A 13,772-nucleotide genomic window follows, 5' to 3' on the forward strand; every position below is an offset into this window, starting at 1 on the left:
CCTGAAAACAGTGATCGGAGCGTGCATACTGTGCGCTCCGACACATCGGCGCCCCTTCGCGTGGTCGCCACCCTTAATCCTGAAAAACTGGGGAGATGACAATGTCGGGGGCAAACGCCAACCCGCCGGGGGTTATCCATAGGTTGGAAGAGACGCTGATCGCGTTCCTCCTGGGCGGTATGACGCTTTTGACATTTGCCAATGTCATTGCGCGCTACGTCTTCAATTCAAACATTTTGTGGGCGCTGGAGCTGACGGTGTTCCTGTTCGCCTGGCTGGTGCTGTTGGGGGCCGCCTATGCGGTCAAGGCCCACGCGCATCTCGGCGTCGATGCCATTATCAACCTGCTGCCGCGCTCTGCCCGCCGGTTGATCGGCCTGATTGCGGCGGCGGCCTGCATTGTGTTTTCGCTGCTGATGCTGAAGGGGGCCTATGACTATTGGTCGGTCTTTGCCGATCTGCCGCCAACCTCCGGCCGCTGGTTTCCCACCGGGCTGGACCTGAAGGCCCGCAGCCAGAGCTTCTACGAAGTGCAGGACGTGCCGATGGTTGGCGCCCTGCGCTTTCTTGAAGATCTGATCAACTACGGCGAGTCCTACGAGAAACTGCCCAAAGTGGTTCCCTATGTGGTGCTGCCGCTCTCCATGCTGCTGCTGGTGGTGCGGTTCATTCAGGCCGCAGTGCAGATCGCCCGGGGCGAGACCGACCGGTTGGTTGCCAGCCACGAAGTCGAAGACGAACTTGAGGCGGTGCGCGCCCAACACGGGGAACAAGACTGATGGAAGTTGTCCTGCTTTTTGCCCTGGTCATCGGGCTGCTGTTGATCGGGGTCCCGATCGCGGTCTCTCTGGGCCTCAGTTCCACACTGTTTTTGCTGTTCTTCTCCGACAGTTCCCTGGCCTCGGTCGCGGGAACGTTGTTTCAGGCCTTTGAGGGGCATTTCACGCTGCTGGCGATCCCCTTCTTCATTCTCGCGTCGAGTTTCATGACCACTGGCGGCGTGGCGCGACGGATCATCCGGTTCTCCATTGCCTGCGTCGGCCATCTGCCCGGTGGTCTGGCGATTGCGGGCGTGTTTGCCTGCATGCTGTTCGCAGCCCTGTCCGGCTCTTCGCCGGCGACGGTTGTGGCCATCGGCTCCATCGTGATCGCGGGGATGCGCCAGGTTGGCTACACCAAGGAGTTCGCGGCCGGGGTGATCTGTAACGCGGGGACGCTGGGTATTCTGATACCGCCGTCCATCGTGATGGTGGTTTACGCGGCTGCAGTCGAGGTCTCTGTCGGTCGGATGTTCCTCGCGGGGGTGATCCCGGGCCTGATGGCCGGCATCATGCTGATGGTGACCATCTTCGTCATGGCCCGCGTGAAGAACCTGCCCAAGGGCGAATGGCACGGCTGGGGCGAAGTGTTCCGTTCGGCGCGTGAGGCGGGCTGGGGCCTGTTCCTGATCGTCATCATTCTGGGCGGAATTTACGGCGGCATCTTCACCCCGACCGAGGCTGCGGCGGTCGCAGCGGTCTATGCCTTCGTGATTGCCTGCTTTGTCTACAAGGACATGGGACCGCTCTCAAATGGTGAGGGGCAGGCAAAAACATCGCTGATGAAAAAGCCATATGCCCTGGTCACGGCGTTCTTTCATGCCGACACACAGCGCACCCTCTTCGAGGCAGGCAAGCTGACGGTGACGCTTCTGTTTGTGATCGCCAACGCCTTGATCCTGAAGCATGTTCTGACCGATGAGCAGGTGCCCCAGCATATCGCGAATGCCATGCTCTCGGCGGGCTTCGGCCCGGTGATGTTCCTGATTGTGGTCAATGTCATCCTCCTGATCGGGGGCCAGTTCATGGAACCTTCGGGGCTTCTGGTGATCGTTGCGCCACTGGTCTTTCCGATCGCGATGGAACTGGGCATCGATCCGATCCACCTTGGGATCATCATGGTCGTGAACATGGAAATCGGGATGATCACCCCGCCTGTTGGTCTCAACCTGTTTGTGACCTCCGGAGTGGCCGGAATGCCGATGATGGCAGTAGTGCGCGCAGCCCTTCCGTTCCTGGCGGTGCTCTTCGTGTTCCTGATCCTGATCACCTATGTTCCCTGGCTGTCCACGGTGCTGCCAAACGCGATCATGGGGCCGGAGATCATAACAAACTGACCGCTTGCTCAGAACATCAAACAGAAAAACGCCCGGGGCTCAGCGCTCCGGGCGTTCTTTTTCATCGGTGGGGTGGATCCTGTCGCCAGCCTCGGGTGGCCTTCGACGAGCCGCAGACCGGTGACAGCTTATTCGGCGACAGTCGCAGCGAGAGCCGAAATGATCGGGCGGAAGTCGGCAGCTTTCAGGCTCGCGCCTCCGACCAGTGCGCCGTCCACGTTGGGCACGGCAAAGATATCCGCCGCATTGCCCGCCTTTACGGACCCGCCATAGAGCAGCGGGATGTCGCCGCCTGCCGCACCGAAACGGGCGACTAGAGCCGCGCGCAGGGCGCTGTGAACCTCGCCGATTTGCTCCAGCGTCGGAACCTTGCCGGTGCCGATGGCCCAGACGGGCTCATAGGCCACCACCGTATTGCTGGCGGAGGCAGTGTCGGGCAGGGAGCCTGTGAGCTGCGTTTCCACGACCTGCAATGTTTGCCCTGCTTCGCGCTCGTCCAGAGTTTCGCCGATGCAGACAACCGCCTGAAGACCGGCACCGGCAGCGGCCTCGGCCTTGGCGCGCACCACAGCGTCGCTTTCGCCATGGTCGGCTCTGCGTTCAGAATGGCCGAGGATGACATATGAGGCGCCCGCGTCCTTCAGCATTATCGCGCTGACATCGCCTGTATGGGCGCCGGACACAGCCGCGTGGCAGTCCTGACCGCCGATAGCGATATCCCCGGCCAGGGCGGCCGCGCGCGTCAGCAGGGGGGCGGGCGGACAGATCAGCACCTCAACCCCCTGCGGAACGCCCTCTGAGACCAGCGCTTCGAGTTCACCGAGGCTTGCGCCAGTGCCGTTCATTTTCCAGTTGCCTGCAGCCAGTTTGCGAGCCATGCCGCCCCCCTTTGATATCTCCTGCGTTCCGACCGGTGGTAGCATCGGCGCGGCGATGGGGCAATCAGGCCCGTGTTTTCGCAACAAAAAAGGGCGGCTCCCGGCCACCCTTTGTCCTTTGTACCTGCGCCGTCCGGATCGACGTCGTTCGGATCTGCGCCGTCCACACCCGTCCGCTGGATGCTATTGCTCGCCAACCTTGAAGCTGATGGATTCGCCGCATCCGCAGGCTTCGGCAACGTTTGGATTGTTGAACTTGAAGCTCGCCTCCAACAAAGAGACCTCATAGTCGATCTCGGTGCCAAACAGGAACATCTGCGCCATCGGGGCGATCAGCACCCGGGCGCCGTCCTGTTCGACAACCTCGTCGTTGGGGTCTGCCTCGTCGACATAGTCCATGGTGTATTCCATGCCCGCGCAGCCGCCCTTCTTGATGCCGATGCGCAGACCCGCATGGCCCGCGCGGTCCATCAGCTTGGAAATCTGCGACGCTGCGCGCGGGGTCATCGTGACAGCTTGTTTTCCGGGTATGGCAAACATTGGAAGCTCCGTTTCGTTCTCATACAGAACGTAGGGGTAGAGATCTTTGCTCACAAGGGGGCGTGGATCACAGGGGCGTGGATCACAGGGGCGGGGATCACCGGGGCTGCGCGTTACATGAAACCGAGCTCAAGCCGGGCCTCATCGGACATCATATCCATGCCCCAGGGCGGCTCCCAGGTCAGCTCGACATCCACCGTCTTCACGCCGTCGACGGGCGAGATGGCATCGACAATCCAGCCGGGCATTTCGCCAGCAACGGGGCATCCCGGAGCGGTCAGGGTCATGATGATCTTCACATCATTCTCCGCAGAGATATCAATGGTGTAGATCAGTCCCAGTTCGTAGATGTTCACCGGGATTTCAGGGTCATAAACAGTCCGGCAGGCCTCGACCACCGGTTCATAGAGCGGATGGGACACGGAGGACGGTGCGATCAGGGGCGCGCCTTCAAGCGGTTCGGATGCGTTGGTCATGGGACTCTCGGTCAGTTCTCTGACGGTTTATATAGGTATTCTCTGCGCCACAGTCCACCCGTTGCGCATTTTCTGCATGTGCCTCCGGGCGGCGTTTTGCGGGCCGCCAACAGTCCCCGGAGCAATCCTCCGAGCAATCCCCCGAGCGATCCTCTGAGCAAGTCTCTGAGCAGCCAGTCGCGGCCGGGGATGGAATGTGCCGCAACAGGGGGGCGCTGGCCGAGGATCGTCCCCCTGTGAGCCCCCCCTGTGCGCCGCCCTCAGATCTCAGTCGTTGATGTCCGTGTCGAAGGTCTTCACCTGTCCCCGGGGCAGGGCGAACAGACGTCGCAGCACCAGCCAGGCGACCAGCGAGAAGGCCGCAAAGAGAAACAGGATCGCGGGCAGGCCCGGTGCCAGTGTCAGCAACAGCATTGCCGCGACCCCCGCCGCGCCTATGGCAAACCCGAGGAAGATGAACCCCGGCAGCAGGACTTCCACGATGCCCAGCAGCAAGGCCAGCGCGCCCCAGATCCACCACACGGTCCACAGCGCGGTCATGAGGAACCTTTCAGCATCTTGAAGGCATCGCCAAAGGCTTCGATCGCCTGAGCGGGAACAAGGATCGTTTGCTTGCCCGCGCCGTTGCCAAGCGCGTTCAGCGCCTCGACCTGTTTGAGCGCCACCTGATACTGCGCCGCCTCCACGCCATTCTCGGCAATGGCCTTGGCCACGACCCCGGTGGCATAGGCTTCTGCATCCGCCTGGATGCGGCGCGCCTTGGCGGTCTGCTCCGCCGCGTATAGCTCCGCATCCGCCGCCAGTTCGACTGACCTCTTCTTGCCCTCCGCCTCGGTGACCTGCGCACGGCGGGCACGCTCGGCATTGAGCTGCTGCAGCATCGCGTCCCGGGTGGCCTGATCCAGGTTCACATCGAGGATCTCGGCCCGCGTCACCTCAATCCCCCAGTCATCGACGGCGCTTTCGACACTGTGCTGGATCTGACCGATCAACTGCGAACGGTTGGACTGAACCTCATCCAGATCCATTTTGCCGATCTCGGCGCGCACGATACCGGCGACGGTGGTTGCGATGGCCCCGTCTACATCCCGGATCCGGTAGACCGTCTTTTCGGGTTCCAGAATGCGATAAAAGACAGAGGTGTCGATCTGCACCAGCACATTGTCGCGGGTGATGGCGTCCTGACTGGCGTTGGGCAGCTGGCGCTCGAGGATCGAAACCTTGTGACGCACCACATCGAGAAAGGGGACGATGAAGTTTATGCCCGGTCCCAGCACGGCCAGCAGACGCCCGAAGCGCTCCACCACGAATTTCTCTGATTGCGGGACAATACGGACCCCCTTGAAGACCACAATCACAAGGAAAACCGCGCCGATGATATAGAGCAGGCTGCCGGACAGGGAATTGAGGATGTCTTGTTCGCTCATGGTGCAGAATCCGATTATGTTAAATCAAGCTAGGCCGAAGGTCCCCCTTGCCCGGCCCCGGGTCAAGGGGAAACCAGGTCAAGGGGACAGCCCTCCGGTCCGGCGGCAGTCCCCGGTCAACGGGGCTGCGGCTCAGTAGGCCAACGGCAGACCAACAGCAGACCAACGGCAGGCCAACAGCAGACCCGAAATCGGCCCGAAACCCGCCAGTGATCGACCCGCCAGCCATCCCACAGTCGCGGGAGGCTGTTATTCTGCGGCGTTGTCCAGCGCCTTGCGACTGCGCATTGGGGTCGGGCGGACATTGTCCTCGATTTCGTCGTGGATCAAGGCGGAGATGTCTTTTTTCGATGTCTTTTCAATGCCCTCAAGCCCGGGCGAGGAGTTCACCTCCAGAACCTTGGGGCCGCTCTCCGAACGCAGCAGATCCACCCCCGCAACGCCGAGACCAAAACACCGGGCGGCCCGGATCGCCGTGGCGCGCTCTTCCTTTGTGATCCGCACAGAAACGGCGCTGCCGCCCAGATGGAGGTTGGACCGGAAGTCCCCCTCGGCGCCGGAGCGTTTCATCGCCGCGACCACTTTGGAGCCGACAACGAAACAGCGGATATCGACGCCCGCCGCCTCTTTCACGAACTGCTGCACCAGAAAGTTGGCCTTGAGGCCCCGAAAGGCGGTAATGACGCTCTCGGCGGCTTTTTTCGTCTCGGCCAGAACCACCCCTTTGCCCTGGGTGCTCTCCAGCAGTTTCACAATCAATGGCGCGCCGCCGACGATGTCGATCAGGGCGTTGGTGTCCTTGGGGGAGGCCGCGAATGCGGTCAGCGGCATGCCGATCTTGTGCCGTGCCAGCATCTGATGCGCGTGCAACTTGTCCCGGCTGGCGGTAATGCCCGCACTGCCGTTCACGCAATAGGTGCCGATGGTTTCAAACTGGCGCAGAAGTGCGGTGCCATATTGCGTGATCGATGCCCCGATCCGCGGGATGACCGCATCATAGCGCGGCAGCCGTTTTCCGTCATAGTGGATTTCCGGAGCGAGCGCATTGATCGACATGTAGCAGCGGGTCGTATCGATGACCTCGACCGTGTGGCCCCGTTTTTCGCCCTCCTCCACAAGCCGCTGGGTGGAGTAGTTGTCCTCCCGGCTCAGGACCGCAATGCGCAGGGCCCGGTTCGGGGCCTTTTTGCGGATGGCGGGGGTCGCGTAGACCGAATAGTCCAGTTCCGGCTGGCAATAGCGTTCGGACGGCACGATCGAGATATTCTCATTCAGCGCCTGGCGTCCCAGAAGCATATGCAGCGCCATCCCGCGCCTGTCGGTCAGCGTCACCTCGACCGGCCAGAGCGCATCGCCAATTTCCAGGTTGGTTTCGATCACATAGCGCAATTCCCGCTCGCCGTTTGACGAGGTGACCTCGCGCCGGTCCTTGATCAACGCAGAGCAGGGGATCAGCAGGTCGTCGCTGCCGGGGATCGGATGTACGGTGAAGCGGACCTTGGGCGCGGACAGGGAGCCGAAGGTCTCGATGTTGGTGGCGTGCAGGGCTGAGGTACGGGCGCCGGTGTCGACTTTTGCACGCAGGGCGGGCAAGCCGAGATCCGGTAAACGCACCCATTCCTCCCATCCCAGACGCAAGTTTGTGTTGGGGTCATCGGTGGACATGGGGACGTCTCCTTGGCATTAGGTGGGAATCACCGCGTATTTGGTGATCGCAGTGACGCAGGAACATGAGATGGCAGAGCTTTTCAACTTTGAAATGACAGCGCAGGACGGCAAGGCGCGGACAGGTGTGATCCATACCCCCCGGGGCGATATCCGCACCCCGGCCTTCATGCCGGTGGGCACCGCTGCCACGGTGAAGGCGATGATGCCTGAAAGCGTGCGCGCCACCGGCGCCGACATCCTTCTGGGCAATACCTATCATCTGATGCTGCGCCCCACCGCAGAGCGGATTGACCGTCTCGGCGGGCTGCACAGGTTCATGAATTGGGACCGTCCGATTCTGACGGATTCCGGCGGGTTTCAGGTGATGTCGCTCGCGGGTCTCAGGAAGCTGACCGAAAAAGGCGTGACGTTCAAATCCCATATCGACGGGTCCAAACATGAATTGACCCCTGAACGCTCGATGGAGATCCAGCGCCTTCTGGGATCTGACATCGTGATGTGTTTCGACGAATGCCCGGCGCTGCCTGCGGACCGCGACCGGATTGCCGAGTCGATGCGCCTGTCGATGCGGTGGGCGGAACGGTCGAAAGACGCCTTTGGTGATCGCCCCGGTTATGCGCTGTTCGGTATTCAGCAGGGCGGGCTGGAGCGGGATTTCCGCGAGGAAAGCGCCGCTGCCCTGATCCAGACCGGATTTGACGGCTACGCGGTCGGCGGGCTGGCGGTCGGCGAGGGGCAGGAGGCGATGTTCGACTGTCTTGATTACGCGCCCGACATGCTGCCTGTGGACAAGCCGCGCTACCTGATGGGGGTTGGCAAACCGGACGATATCGTCGGCGCGGTGGCGCGCGGTATCGACATGATGGATTGCGTGCTGCCCTCGCGGTCGGGGCGCACGGGGCAGGTGTTCACGCGCCACGGAGTCGTCAACATCAAGAACGCGCGCCACCAGGATGACCCCCGTCCGCTGGACGAAAACTGCACATGTCCGGCGTGCAGCAATTATTCGCGCGCCTATCTGCACCACGTATTCCGGTCGAACGAAATGATCTCCGGTATGCTTCTGACATGGCACAACCTGCATTACTTTCAGGACATCATGGCAGGTATGCGCGAGTCAATTGCTGCGGGCTGTTTTGAGTCGTGGCAACGGAATTTTCACGAAAGCCGGGCCCAGGGCGACATCGAACCGCTCTGACGCCCTGCGCTGTGGTCTCGGAAAACGCCCCCCAGACCATGGCGGTTTATGGCGGTGGCCCGGAGTGCATGGCAACGCGCGTTGCATTGTAGGGAGATTTTACGGTAGCTGCCGATTTTTTCCGTCCGTTTTGCAGTCATATTCTGCGGCGCGGCAGGGAATGTAATTTCCGGCAAAGTGAAGGCATTGCGCTCTTGTGGTCATGCGCCGCTAGGGGCATGCTCGGCACCAACACCTGAGGCAGACGGTTGAAATACACCAACCGCCAGACCAGATAAAGAAATCAAATGTGGAGATGACCGTGCCGCCGAATCCGGGGCTGGATCGTCTTGCCAAGAAAAGGACCGAGTATGCAAGAGCCTCTCAATTCCTCCTATCCTGTCCTGCCGCTGCGCGATATCGTTGTGTTCCCCCACATGATCGTGCCGCTGTTCGTCGGGCGGGAAAAATCCGTGCACGCCCTCGAAGAGGTCATGGCCGATGACAAGCAGATCCTGCTGTCCAGCCAGATCGACCCCTCCGAGGATGATCCGGATATGGATGGTATCTATCGCACGGGTGTTCTGGCGAATGTGCTGCAGTTGCTGAAATTGCCCGATGGCACTGTCAAGGTGCTGGTCGAGGGGCAGGCCCGCGTCAAGATCACCGAATTCCTCGACAATGACACGTTTTTCGAGGCCCGCGCCGAGGCCCTGCTGGAAATGCCGGGCGACGTCACCACGACCGAGGCGCTGCTGCGCGCGGTCGGGGACGAGTTCGAGCGGTATGCCAAGGTGCGCAAGAACATCCCCGAAGAAGCGCTGACCGCGGTTGGCGAAACCACCGAGCCCGCAAAGCTGGCGGACCTGGTGGCCGGACATCTCGGCATCGAGGTGGACCGCAAACAGGAGCTGCTTGAGACCCTGCCTGTCAGCGAACGGCTGGAGAAGGTCTACGCGCTGATGCAGTCCGAGCTCTCGGTTCTGCAGGTCGAGAAAAAGATCAAAACCCGCGTCAAGACCCAGATGGAGAAGACCCAGCGCGAATATTACCTGAATGAGCAGATGAAGGCCATTCAGAAGGAGCTGGGCGACGGCGAGGACGGAGCCGGCGAGATTGCCGAGCTTGAGGAAAAGATCGAGGCGACCAAACTGTCGAAAGAGGCCCGTGAAAAGGCCGATGCCGAGATCAAGAAGCTGAAGAACATGTCGCCGATGTCGGCCGAGGCCACCGTCGTGCGCAACTACCTCGACTGGATGCTGTCGATCCCGTGGGGCACCAAGTCCCGCGTCAAAAAGGATTTGACCCGGGCGCAGGACATCCTTGATCAGGACCACTACGGGCTTGAGAAGGTCAAGGAACGTATCGTCGAATACCTCGCAGTGCAGCAGCGCTCGGCCAAGCTGAAGGGGCCGATCCTGTGCCTCGTCGGACCTCCGGGCGTCGGGAAAACCTCGCTGGGCAAATCCGTCGCAAAGGCCACGGGGCGCGAATTCATTCGCATCTCGCTCGGCGGCGTGCGTGACGAGAGCGAGATCCGGGGCCACCGCCGGACCTATATCGGCTCCATGCCCGGCAAGATCATCCAGGCCCTGAAAAAGGCCAAGACCACCAACCCCCTGATCCTGCTGGATGAAATCGACAAGATGGGGCAGGATTTCCGGGGCGACCCGGCGTCGGCGATGCTTGAGGTGCTGGACCCTGAACAGAACTCGACCTTCGTGGATCACTATCTTGAGGTGGAATATGACCTCTCCAACGTGATGTTCCTGACCACGTCGAACAGCTACAACATGCCTGGCCCACTTCTGGACCGGATGGAGATCATCCCGCTGTCCGGCTACACCGAAGACGAAAAGCGCGAGATCGCCAAGCAGCACTTGATCAGCAAGCAGATCAAGAACCATGGCCTCAAGGCCAAGGAATTCGAACTGACCGACGAGGCGCTGACCGATATCATCCGGACCTACACCCGTGAGGCGGGCGTGCGGAACCTGGAGCGTGAGATTGCCAAGGTGGCGCGGAAATCGCTGACCTCCATCGTCAAGAAAGAGACCGAGAGCGTCACGGTCACTTCGGACAATCTCGATGACTTCCTTGGGGTGGCGAAATACCGGTATGGACTCGCCGAGATGGAGGATCAGGTTGGTGTGGTGACCGGGCTCGCCTATACGTCTGTCGGCGGAGAGCTGCTGTCCATCGAGGCGCTGCGCCTGCCCGGCAAGGGGCGCATGAAAACCACCGGCAAGCTCGGCGATGTGATGAAGGAATCGATCGAGGCGGCCTCATCCTACGTGCGCTCGGTGTCGCCAAAGCTCGGTATCAAGCCGCCGCGCTTTGACAAATGGGACATTCACGTGCACGTCCCCGAGGGGGCAACGCCAAAGGATGGCCCCTCGGCCGGTCTCGCCATGGTGACCTCCATCGTGTCTGTCCTGACGGGTATTCCGGTGCGCAAAGACATCGCCATGACAGGCGAAGTCACCCTGCGCGGGAATGCGCTGGCGATCGGCGGCCTGAAGGAAAAACTGCTGGCGGCACTGCGCGGCGGCATCAAGACCGTTCTCATTCCCAAGGAGAATGAGAAGGACCTGCCGGATATTCCGGACAACGTCAAAGCCGGGCTCGACATCATTCCGGTTGAAAACGTCTCTGAGGTTCTGAAGATCGCGTTGGTGCGCCAGCCTGATCCGATTGAATGGGATGAGGAAGCCGAAGAAGCCGCTGCTGCTGCGGCGGCGCTCAAGGGCGGCGATGCCAGTGGCGCGACCGCGCATTAGTCGGGCCTGATCCGGCCGGCGGCTCTGTGCGGGCTCTGTCCTGACGATATATCTGTCCTGCCGATATAGCTGTATAACTGCGAACGAGCGACCCTACCGGGCCGCTCGTTTTCTTTTGCGGTGGCGCTGCCGCGTGGGAGCCATTGAAGTCGCTGCCTGCATCGCGCAGGCGGTGCTGCCCCCCGAGGTGGCCGGTCCTTACTCGGTCCCGAGCGCCACTCGGCCAGCCTTGTCAACCGGCCGCGCGCGAGGCCATGATGCGGTTCACCGTGTCGATGGCGACCCTGTCCGGGCTGACGCCCTGCGCCTGTGCTTCGGTCAGGATCCGTCGCAGCGTCTGATCCAATGCATCGAGCTTTTGCTGCACAAAGCCCTCCCGGTCCTCGATCTTCAGGATTTCGGTTGCGACGTTGATGATGCCACCGCCGTTTGCGACGAAATCCGGCGCATAGAGAATGCCGCGTTCATGCAGCCTCTGGGCGTCGGATGGCGTCGCCAGTTGGTTGTTTGCCCCGCCCACCACCATGGTGGCCTTCAGCCGTGAAATCGTAGCCTGGTTGAGGATGCCGCCAATTGCGCAGGGCGCAAAAATGTCGGAGGGCGCGTCGTAGATCTCCTCCGGTGCAACGGCCACCGCTCCCAGCTCACGGACGGCGGCCTCGATCCGCTCCGGGTCCGTGTCGGTCACAATTAACTTCGCACCGGCCCTGCGCAGCAGGCCCGCCAGATGCCAGCCCACATGGCCCAGACCCTGTAGGCTGACGACGCGACCGGCGATGTCGCGTGTGGAGTGACAGGTTTCATGGGCCGTCAAAATCGCATTGAAGATCCCCCGGGCCGTGATGGGCGAGGGGTCCCCGCTGGCAAACGCGCCATCCGGCAGTCCTGCTACAAAGGGGGTTTCCTCGCGGATCAGCGCCATGTCCTGAGGTGACATTCCCATGTCCTCGGCGGTGATATAGCGGCCGTGAAGTGTCTGCAGGGCCCGGCCAAAGGCGCGCAGCAGCTCTGGCGTTTTCTGCCGCGTCGGATCGCCGAGGATCACGGCCTTGCCCCCGCCCAGCGGCAAGCCGGCGGCAGCGTTCTTATAGGTCATGCCGGCGCTCAGCCGCGACACATCCTCCAGCGCGTCGGAGAAACTGGTGTAGGGCCGCATCCGCAGCCCGCCTGCAGCCGGGCCAAGCTGCGTCGAATGAAGGGCGATGAGCCCCAGCAAGCCACTGTCGGGATCCTCGACGCGATAGATGGCCTCATGGGTCGAACCTGGGGTGGGGGAGGGGATCAAGGTGGTGAACATGGCGTCTGCTCCTACTGCCTGCGGCAGAGACTACCCCCGGCAGGCTAGAGAAAAGCTCCAAATGCATCCTGTTTTGAGATAAATATTGGAGGATAGTTCCACTATTGGCGACAAGATTGGTGAAAAACATGGATGCCCTTGACCGAAAGATCATTTCAGCGCTGCAGCGTGACGGCCGGATGACCATGGCTGATTTGTCCGACAAGGTCGGTCTGTCCCCGACGCCCTGCGCCAGACGGGTGGCCAATCTTGAAAAATCCGGCGTCATCACGGGCTACGGCGCCCGAATTGATCAGAGCAGGCTTGGCTTGCCCGTGACCATCTTTGTCGCTGTGGAGCTTGAGGCGCAGTCCCGGGACGCGCTGTTGCAATTCGAGGCCGCAGTGCGCCGGTTTGACCAGGTTATGGAATGCTATCTCATGACTGGAACCCGCGATATTCTGTTGCGGGTGGTTGCGGCCAGCCTGGCGGATTTCGACGATTTCCTCGAGAACCGTCTGATGTGTGTGCCGGGTATTCGCAATACGCGCTCAAGCTTCACCCTGCGCACGATGGTTCAGCGCAGCACGCTCCCCGACCGCGGCAGCCGGGAATGATCCCGCGCAAGCCCGGTTGCCAGCAGCAACTCCGGATGCCTGGAGAATGATGCGGTGAATGTTCCTGCACTTCCGCGCCGGGACCGGAAAGGCAGACAAACGGGCCAAGAGGAAAAATTTGACGACCACCTCTTGCAGAGGGCGAAACGGAGCGATAATAACCGGCCCACGGGTGATTAGCTCAGTGGTAGAGCGCTTCGTTCACATCGAAGATGTCAGGAGTTCAAATCTCTTATCACCCACCATTAACTGCCTTGATATATTTAGATTTTCTCGATCACCTCTGTGCTATGCGAAGTGCGCTGTGGTTCAGTGAACCTAACGCCCTACTTTAGGGTTCAAAACGTCTAGGATATCGACGGCGTCAGCCATGTGCTCCGGTAGGTAGCGGCCGTACGTCGAGAACGTAATTGCAGTGTTGCTATGCCCCAGAACTTGGCTCACTTTTTCAAGCGGGACTCCGCTGGACAGCATTGTTACCGCTGCTGTGTGCCGGAGATCGTGGATCCGAACATGCCCGATCTTTGATCTGGTCACGGCACCTTGGAAACCCTTCCGGATGGATTTGATCTGACCACCGGCATATTCGACCACATGATCTGAAAGAGCGGCTTTGTGCGCACCACGGCGCGTCCCTTTCTTGTCTGCGAGTCCTCGATCCGCAAATTGATGGTTCCGCGATTAAAATCCACCCGGTCCCATGTGAGGTCCAGAAGAGCTCCAACCCGTCCCGCTGTGCCCAAGAGCAGGATCAAAGAGAGGCGGATGTGGGGGTCGA

The 13,772-nt window shown here is 61.1% G+C and carries 13 protein-coding genes, 1 tRNA gene and 1 pseudogene; 6 read left to right on the plus strand and 9 right to left on the minus strand.

The window, feature by feature from the left end; translation table 11 throughout:
* The first annotated feature begins 101 nt into the window (after nucleotides 1–101).
* Nucleotides 102–779, plus strand: coding sequence for a TRAP transporter small permease (locus FGE21_RS10890; protein WP_139663313.1), 678 nt, complete (start codon nucleotides 102–104; stop codon nucleotides 777–779).
* A complete protein-coding gene (locus FGE21_RS10895) occupies nucleotides 779–2,155 on the plus strand; it encodes a TRAP transporter large permease (protein WP_139663314.1) in 1,377 nt (458 codons plus the stop codon). The genes FGE21_RS10890 and FGE21_RS10895 overlap by 1 nt, the downstream gene beginning before the upstream one ends.
* Nucleotides 2,156–2,283: 128 nt before the next feature.
* Here the strand turns inward: FGE21_RS10895 and tpiA are convergent, their stop codons facing one another.
* The 6 genes from tpiA to rimK all read right to left on the minus strand — a co-directional run bounded on the left by tpiA (nucleotide 2,284) and on the right by rimK (nucleotide 7,141).
* Nucleotides 2,284–3,033 carry a triose-phosphate isomerase gene (gene tpiA / locus FGE21_RS10900; RefSeq protein WP_139663315.1) on the minus strand — a complete coding sequence of 250 codons (750 nt, stop codon included), beginning with the start codon at nucleotides 3,031–3,033 and terminating at the stop codon, nucleotides 2,284–2,286.
* Nucleotides 3,034–3,216: 183 nt separating this feature from the next.
* Nucleotides 3,217–3,573: an iron-sulfur cluster assembly accessory protein gene (locus FGE21_RS10905; RefSeq protein ID WP_139663316.1), complete on the minus strand. Its 357-nt coding sequence runs from the start codon at nucleotides 3,571–3,573 to the stop codon at nucleotides 3,217–3,219.
* Between the two features lie 113 nt (nucleotides 3,574–3,686).
* A complete protein-coding gene (locus FGE21_RS10910; RefSeq protein WP_139663317.1) occupies nucleotides 3,687–4,049 on the minus strand; it encodes an SUF system Fe-S cluster assembly protein in 363 nt (120 codons plus the stop codon).
* A gap of 267 nt (nucleotides 4,050–4,316) precedes the next feature.
* On the minus strand, nucleotides 4,317–4,589 hold the full coding sequence (locus FGE21_RS10915) for an NfeD family protein (RefSeq protein ID WP_139663318.1): 273 nt from the start codon (nucleotides 4,587–4,589) through the stop codon (nucleotides 4,317–4,319).
* Entirely contained in the window at nucleotides 4,586–5,476 is an 891-nt protein-coding gene (locus FGE21_RS10920) for an SPFH domain-containing protein (RefSeq protein WP_139663319.1), read from the minus strand. The genes FGE21_RS10915 and FGE21_RS10920 overlap by 4 nt, the downstream gene beginning before the upstream one ends.
* Before the next feature lie 249 nt (nucleotides 5,477–5,725).
* Nucleotides 5,726–7,141, minus strand: coding sequence for a 30S ribosomal protein S6--L-glutamate ligase (gene rimK, locus FGE21_RS10925; protein ID WP_139663320.1), 1,416 nt, complete (start codon nucleotides 7,139–7,141; stop codon nucleotides 5,726–5,728).
* A 70-nt stretch (nucleotides 7,142–7,211) separates the two neighbouring features.
* Here rimK and tgt point away from each other — a divergent pair, with 70 nt between their 5' ends.
* Both tgt and lon read left to right on the plus strand, forming a co-directional pair.
* Nucleotides 7,212–8,342, plus strand: a complete 1,131-nt coding sequence (tgt, locus tag FGE21_RS10930) for a tRNA guanosine(34) transglycosylase Tgt (RefSeq protein WP_139663321.1) — start codon at nucleotides 7,212–7,214, stop codon at nucleotides 8,340–8,342.
* 350 nt (nucleotides 8,343–8,692) lie between these two features.
* Entirely contained in the window at nucleotides 8,693–11,101 is a 2,409-nt protein-coding gene (gene lon / locus FGE21_RS10935; RefSeq protein ID WP_139663322.1) for an endopeptidase La, read from the plus strand.
* A gap of 232 nt (nucleotides 11,102–11,333) precedes the next feature.
* Here the strand turns inward: lon and FGE21_RS10940 are convergent, their stop codons facing one another.
* Nucleotides 11,334–12,398, minus strand: a complete 1,065-nt coding sequence (locus FGE21_RS10940; RefSeq protein ID WP_139663323.1) for a Glu/Leu/Phe/Val dehydrogenase — start codon at nucleotides 12,396–12,398, stop codon at nucleotides 11,334–11,336.
* Between the two features lie 128 nt (nucleotides 12,399–12,526).
* On the opposite strand from FGE21_RS10940, the gene FGE21_RS10945 reads away from it, so the two are divergent.
* The gene (locus tag FGE21_RS10945; RefSeq protein WP_139663324.1) at nucleotides 12,527–12,994 is read left to right on the plus strand and encodes an Lrp/AsnC family transcriptional regulator; all 468 of its coding nucleotides are present in this window, start codon (nucleotides 12,527–12,529) and stop codon (nucleotides 12,992–12,994) included.
* A gap of 170 nt (nucleotides 12,995–13,164) precedes the next feature.
* Nucleotides 13,165–13,239: transfer RNA gene (locus tag FGE21_RS10950), tRNA-Val, on the plus strand.
* A gap of 73 nt (nucleotides 13,240–13,312) precedes the next feature.
* On the opposite strand, the gene FGE21_RS20385 is transcribed toward FGE21_RS10950, so the two are convergent.
* Together FGE21_RS20385 and FGE21_RS20390 are read right to left on the minus strand one after the other, a co-directional pair.
* Nucleotides 13,313–13,588, minus strand: a complete 276-nt coding sequence (locus tag FGE21_RS20385) for a tyrosine-type recombinase/integrase (RefSeq protein ID WP_370285634.1) — start codon at nucleotides 13,586–13,588, stop codon at nucleotides 13,313–13,315.
* A pseudogene (locus FGE21_RS20390) lies at nucleotides 13,528–13,772 on the minus strand (hypothetical protein); the annotation flags it as partial. The pseudogene FGE21_RS20390 and the gene FGE21_RS20385, both read right to left, overlap by 61 nt.

It is taken from the genome of Phaeobacter sp. B1627, assembly GCF_006265095.1.
Classification (GTDB): domain Bacteria; phylum Pseudomonadota; class Alphaproteobacteria; order Rhodobacterales; family Rhodobacteraceae; genus Epibacterium.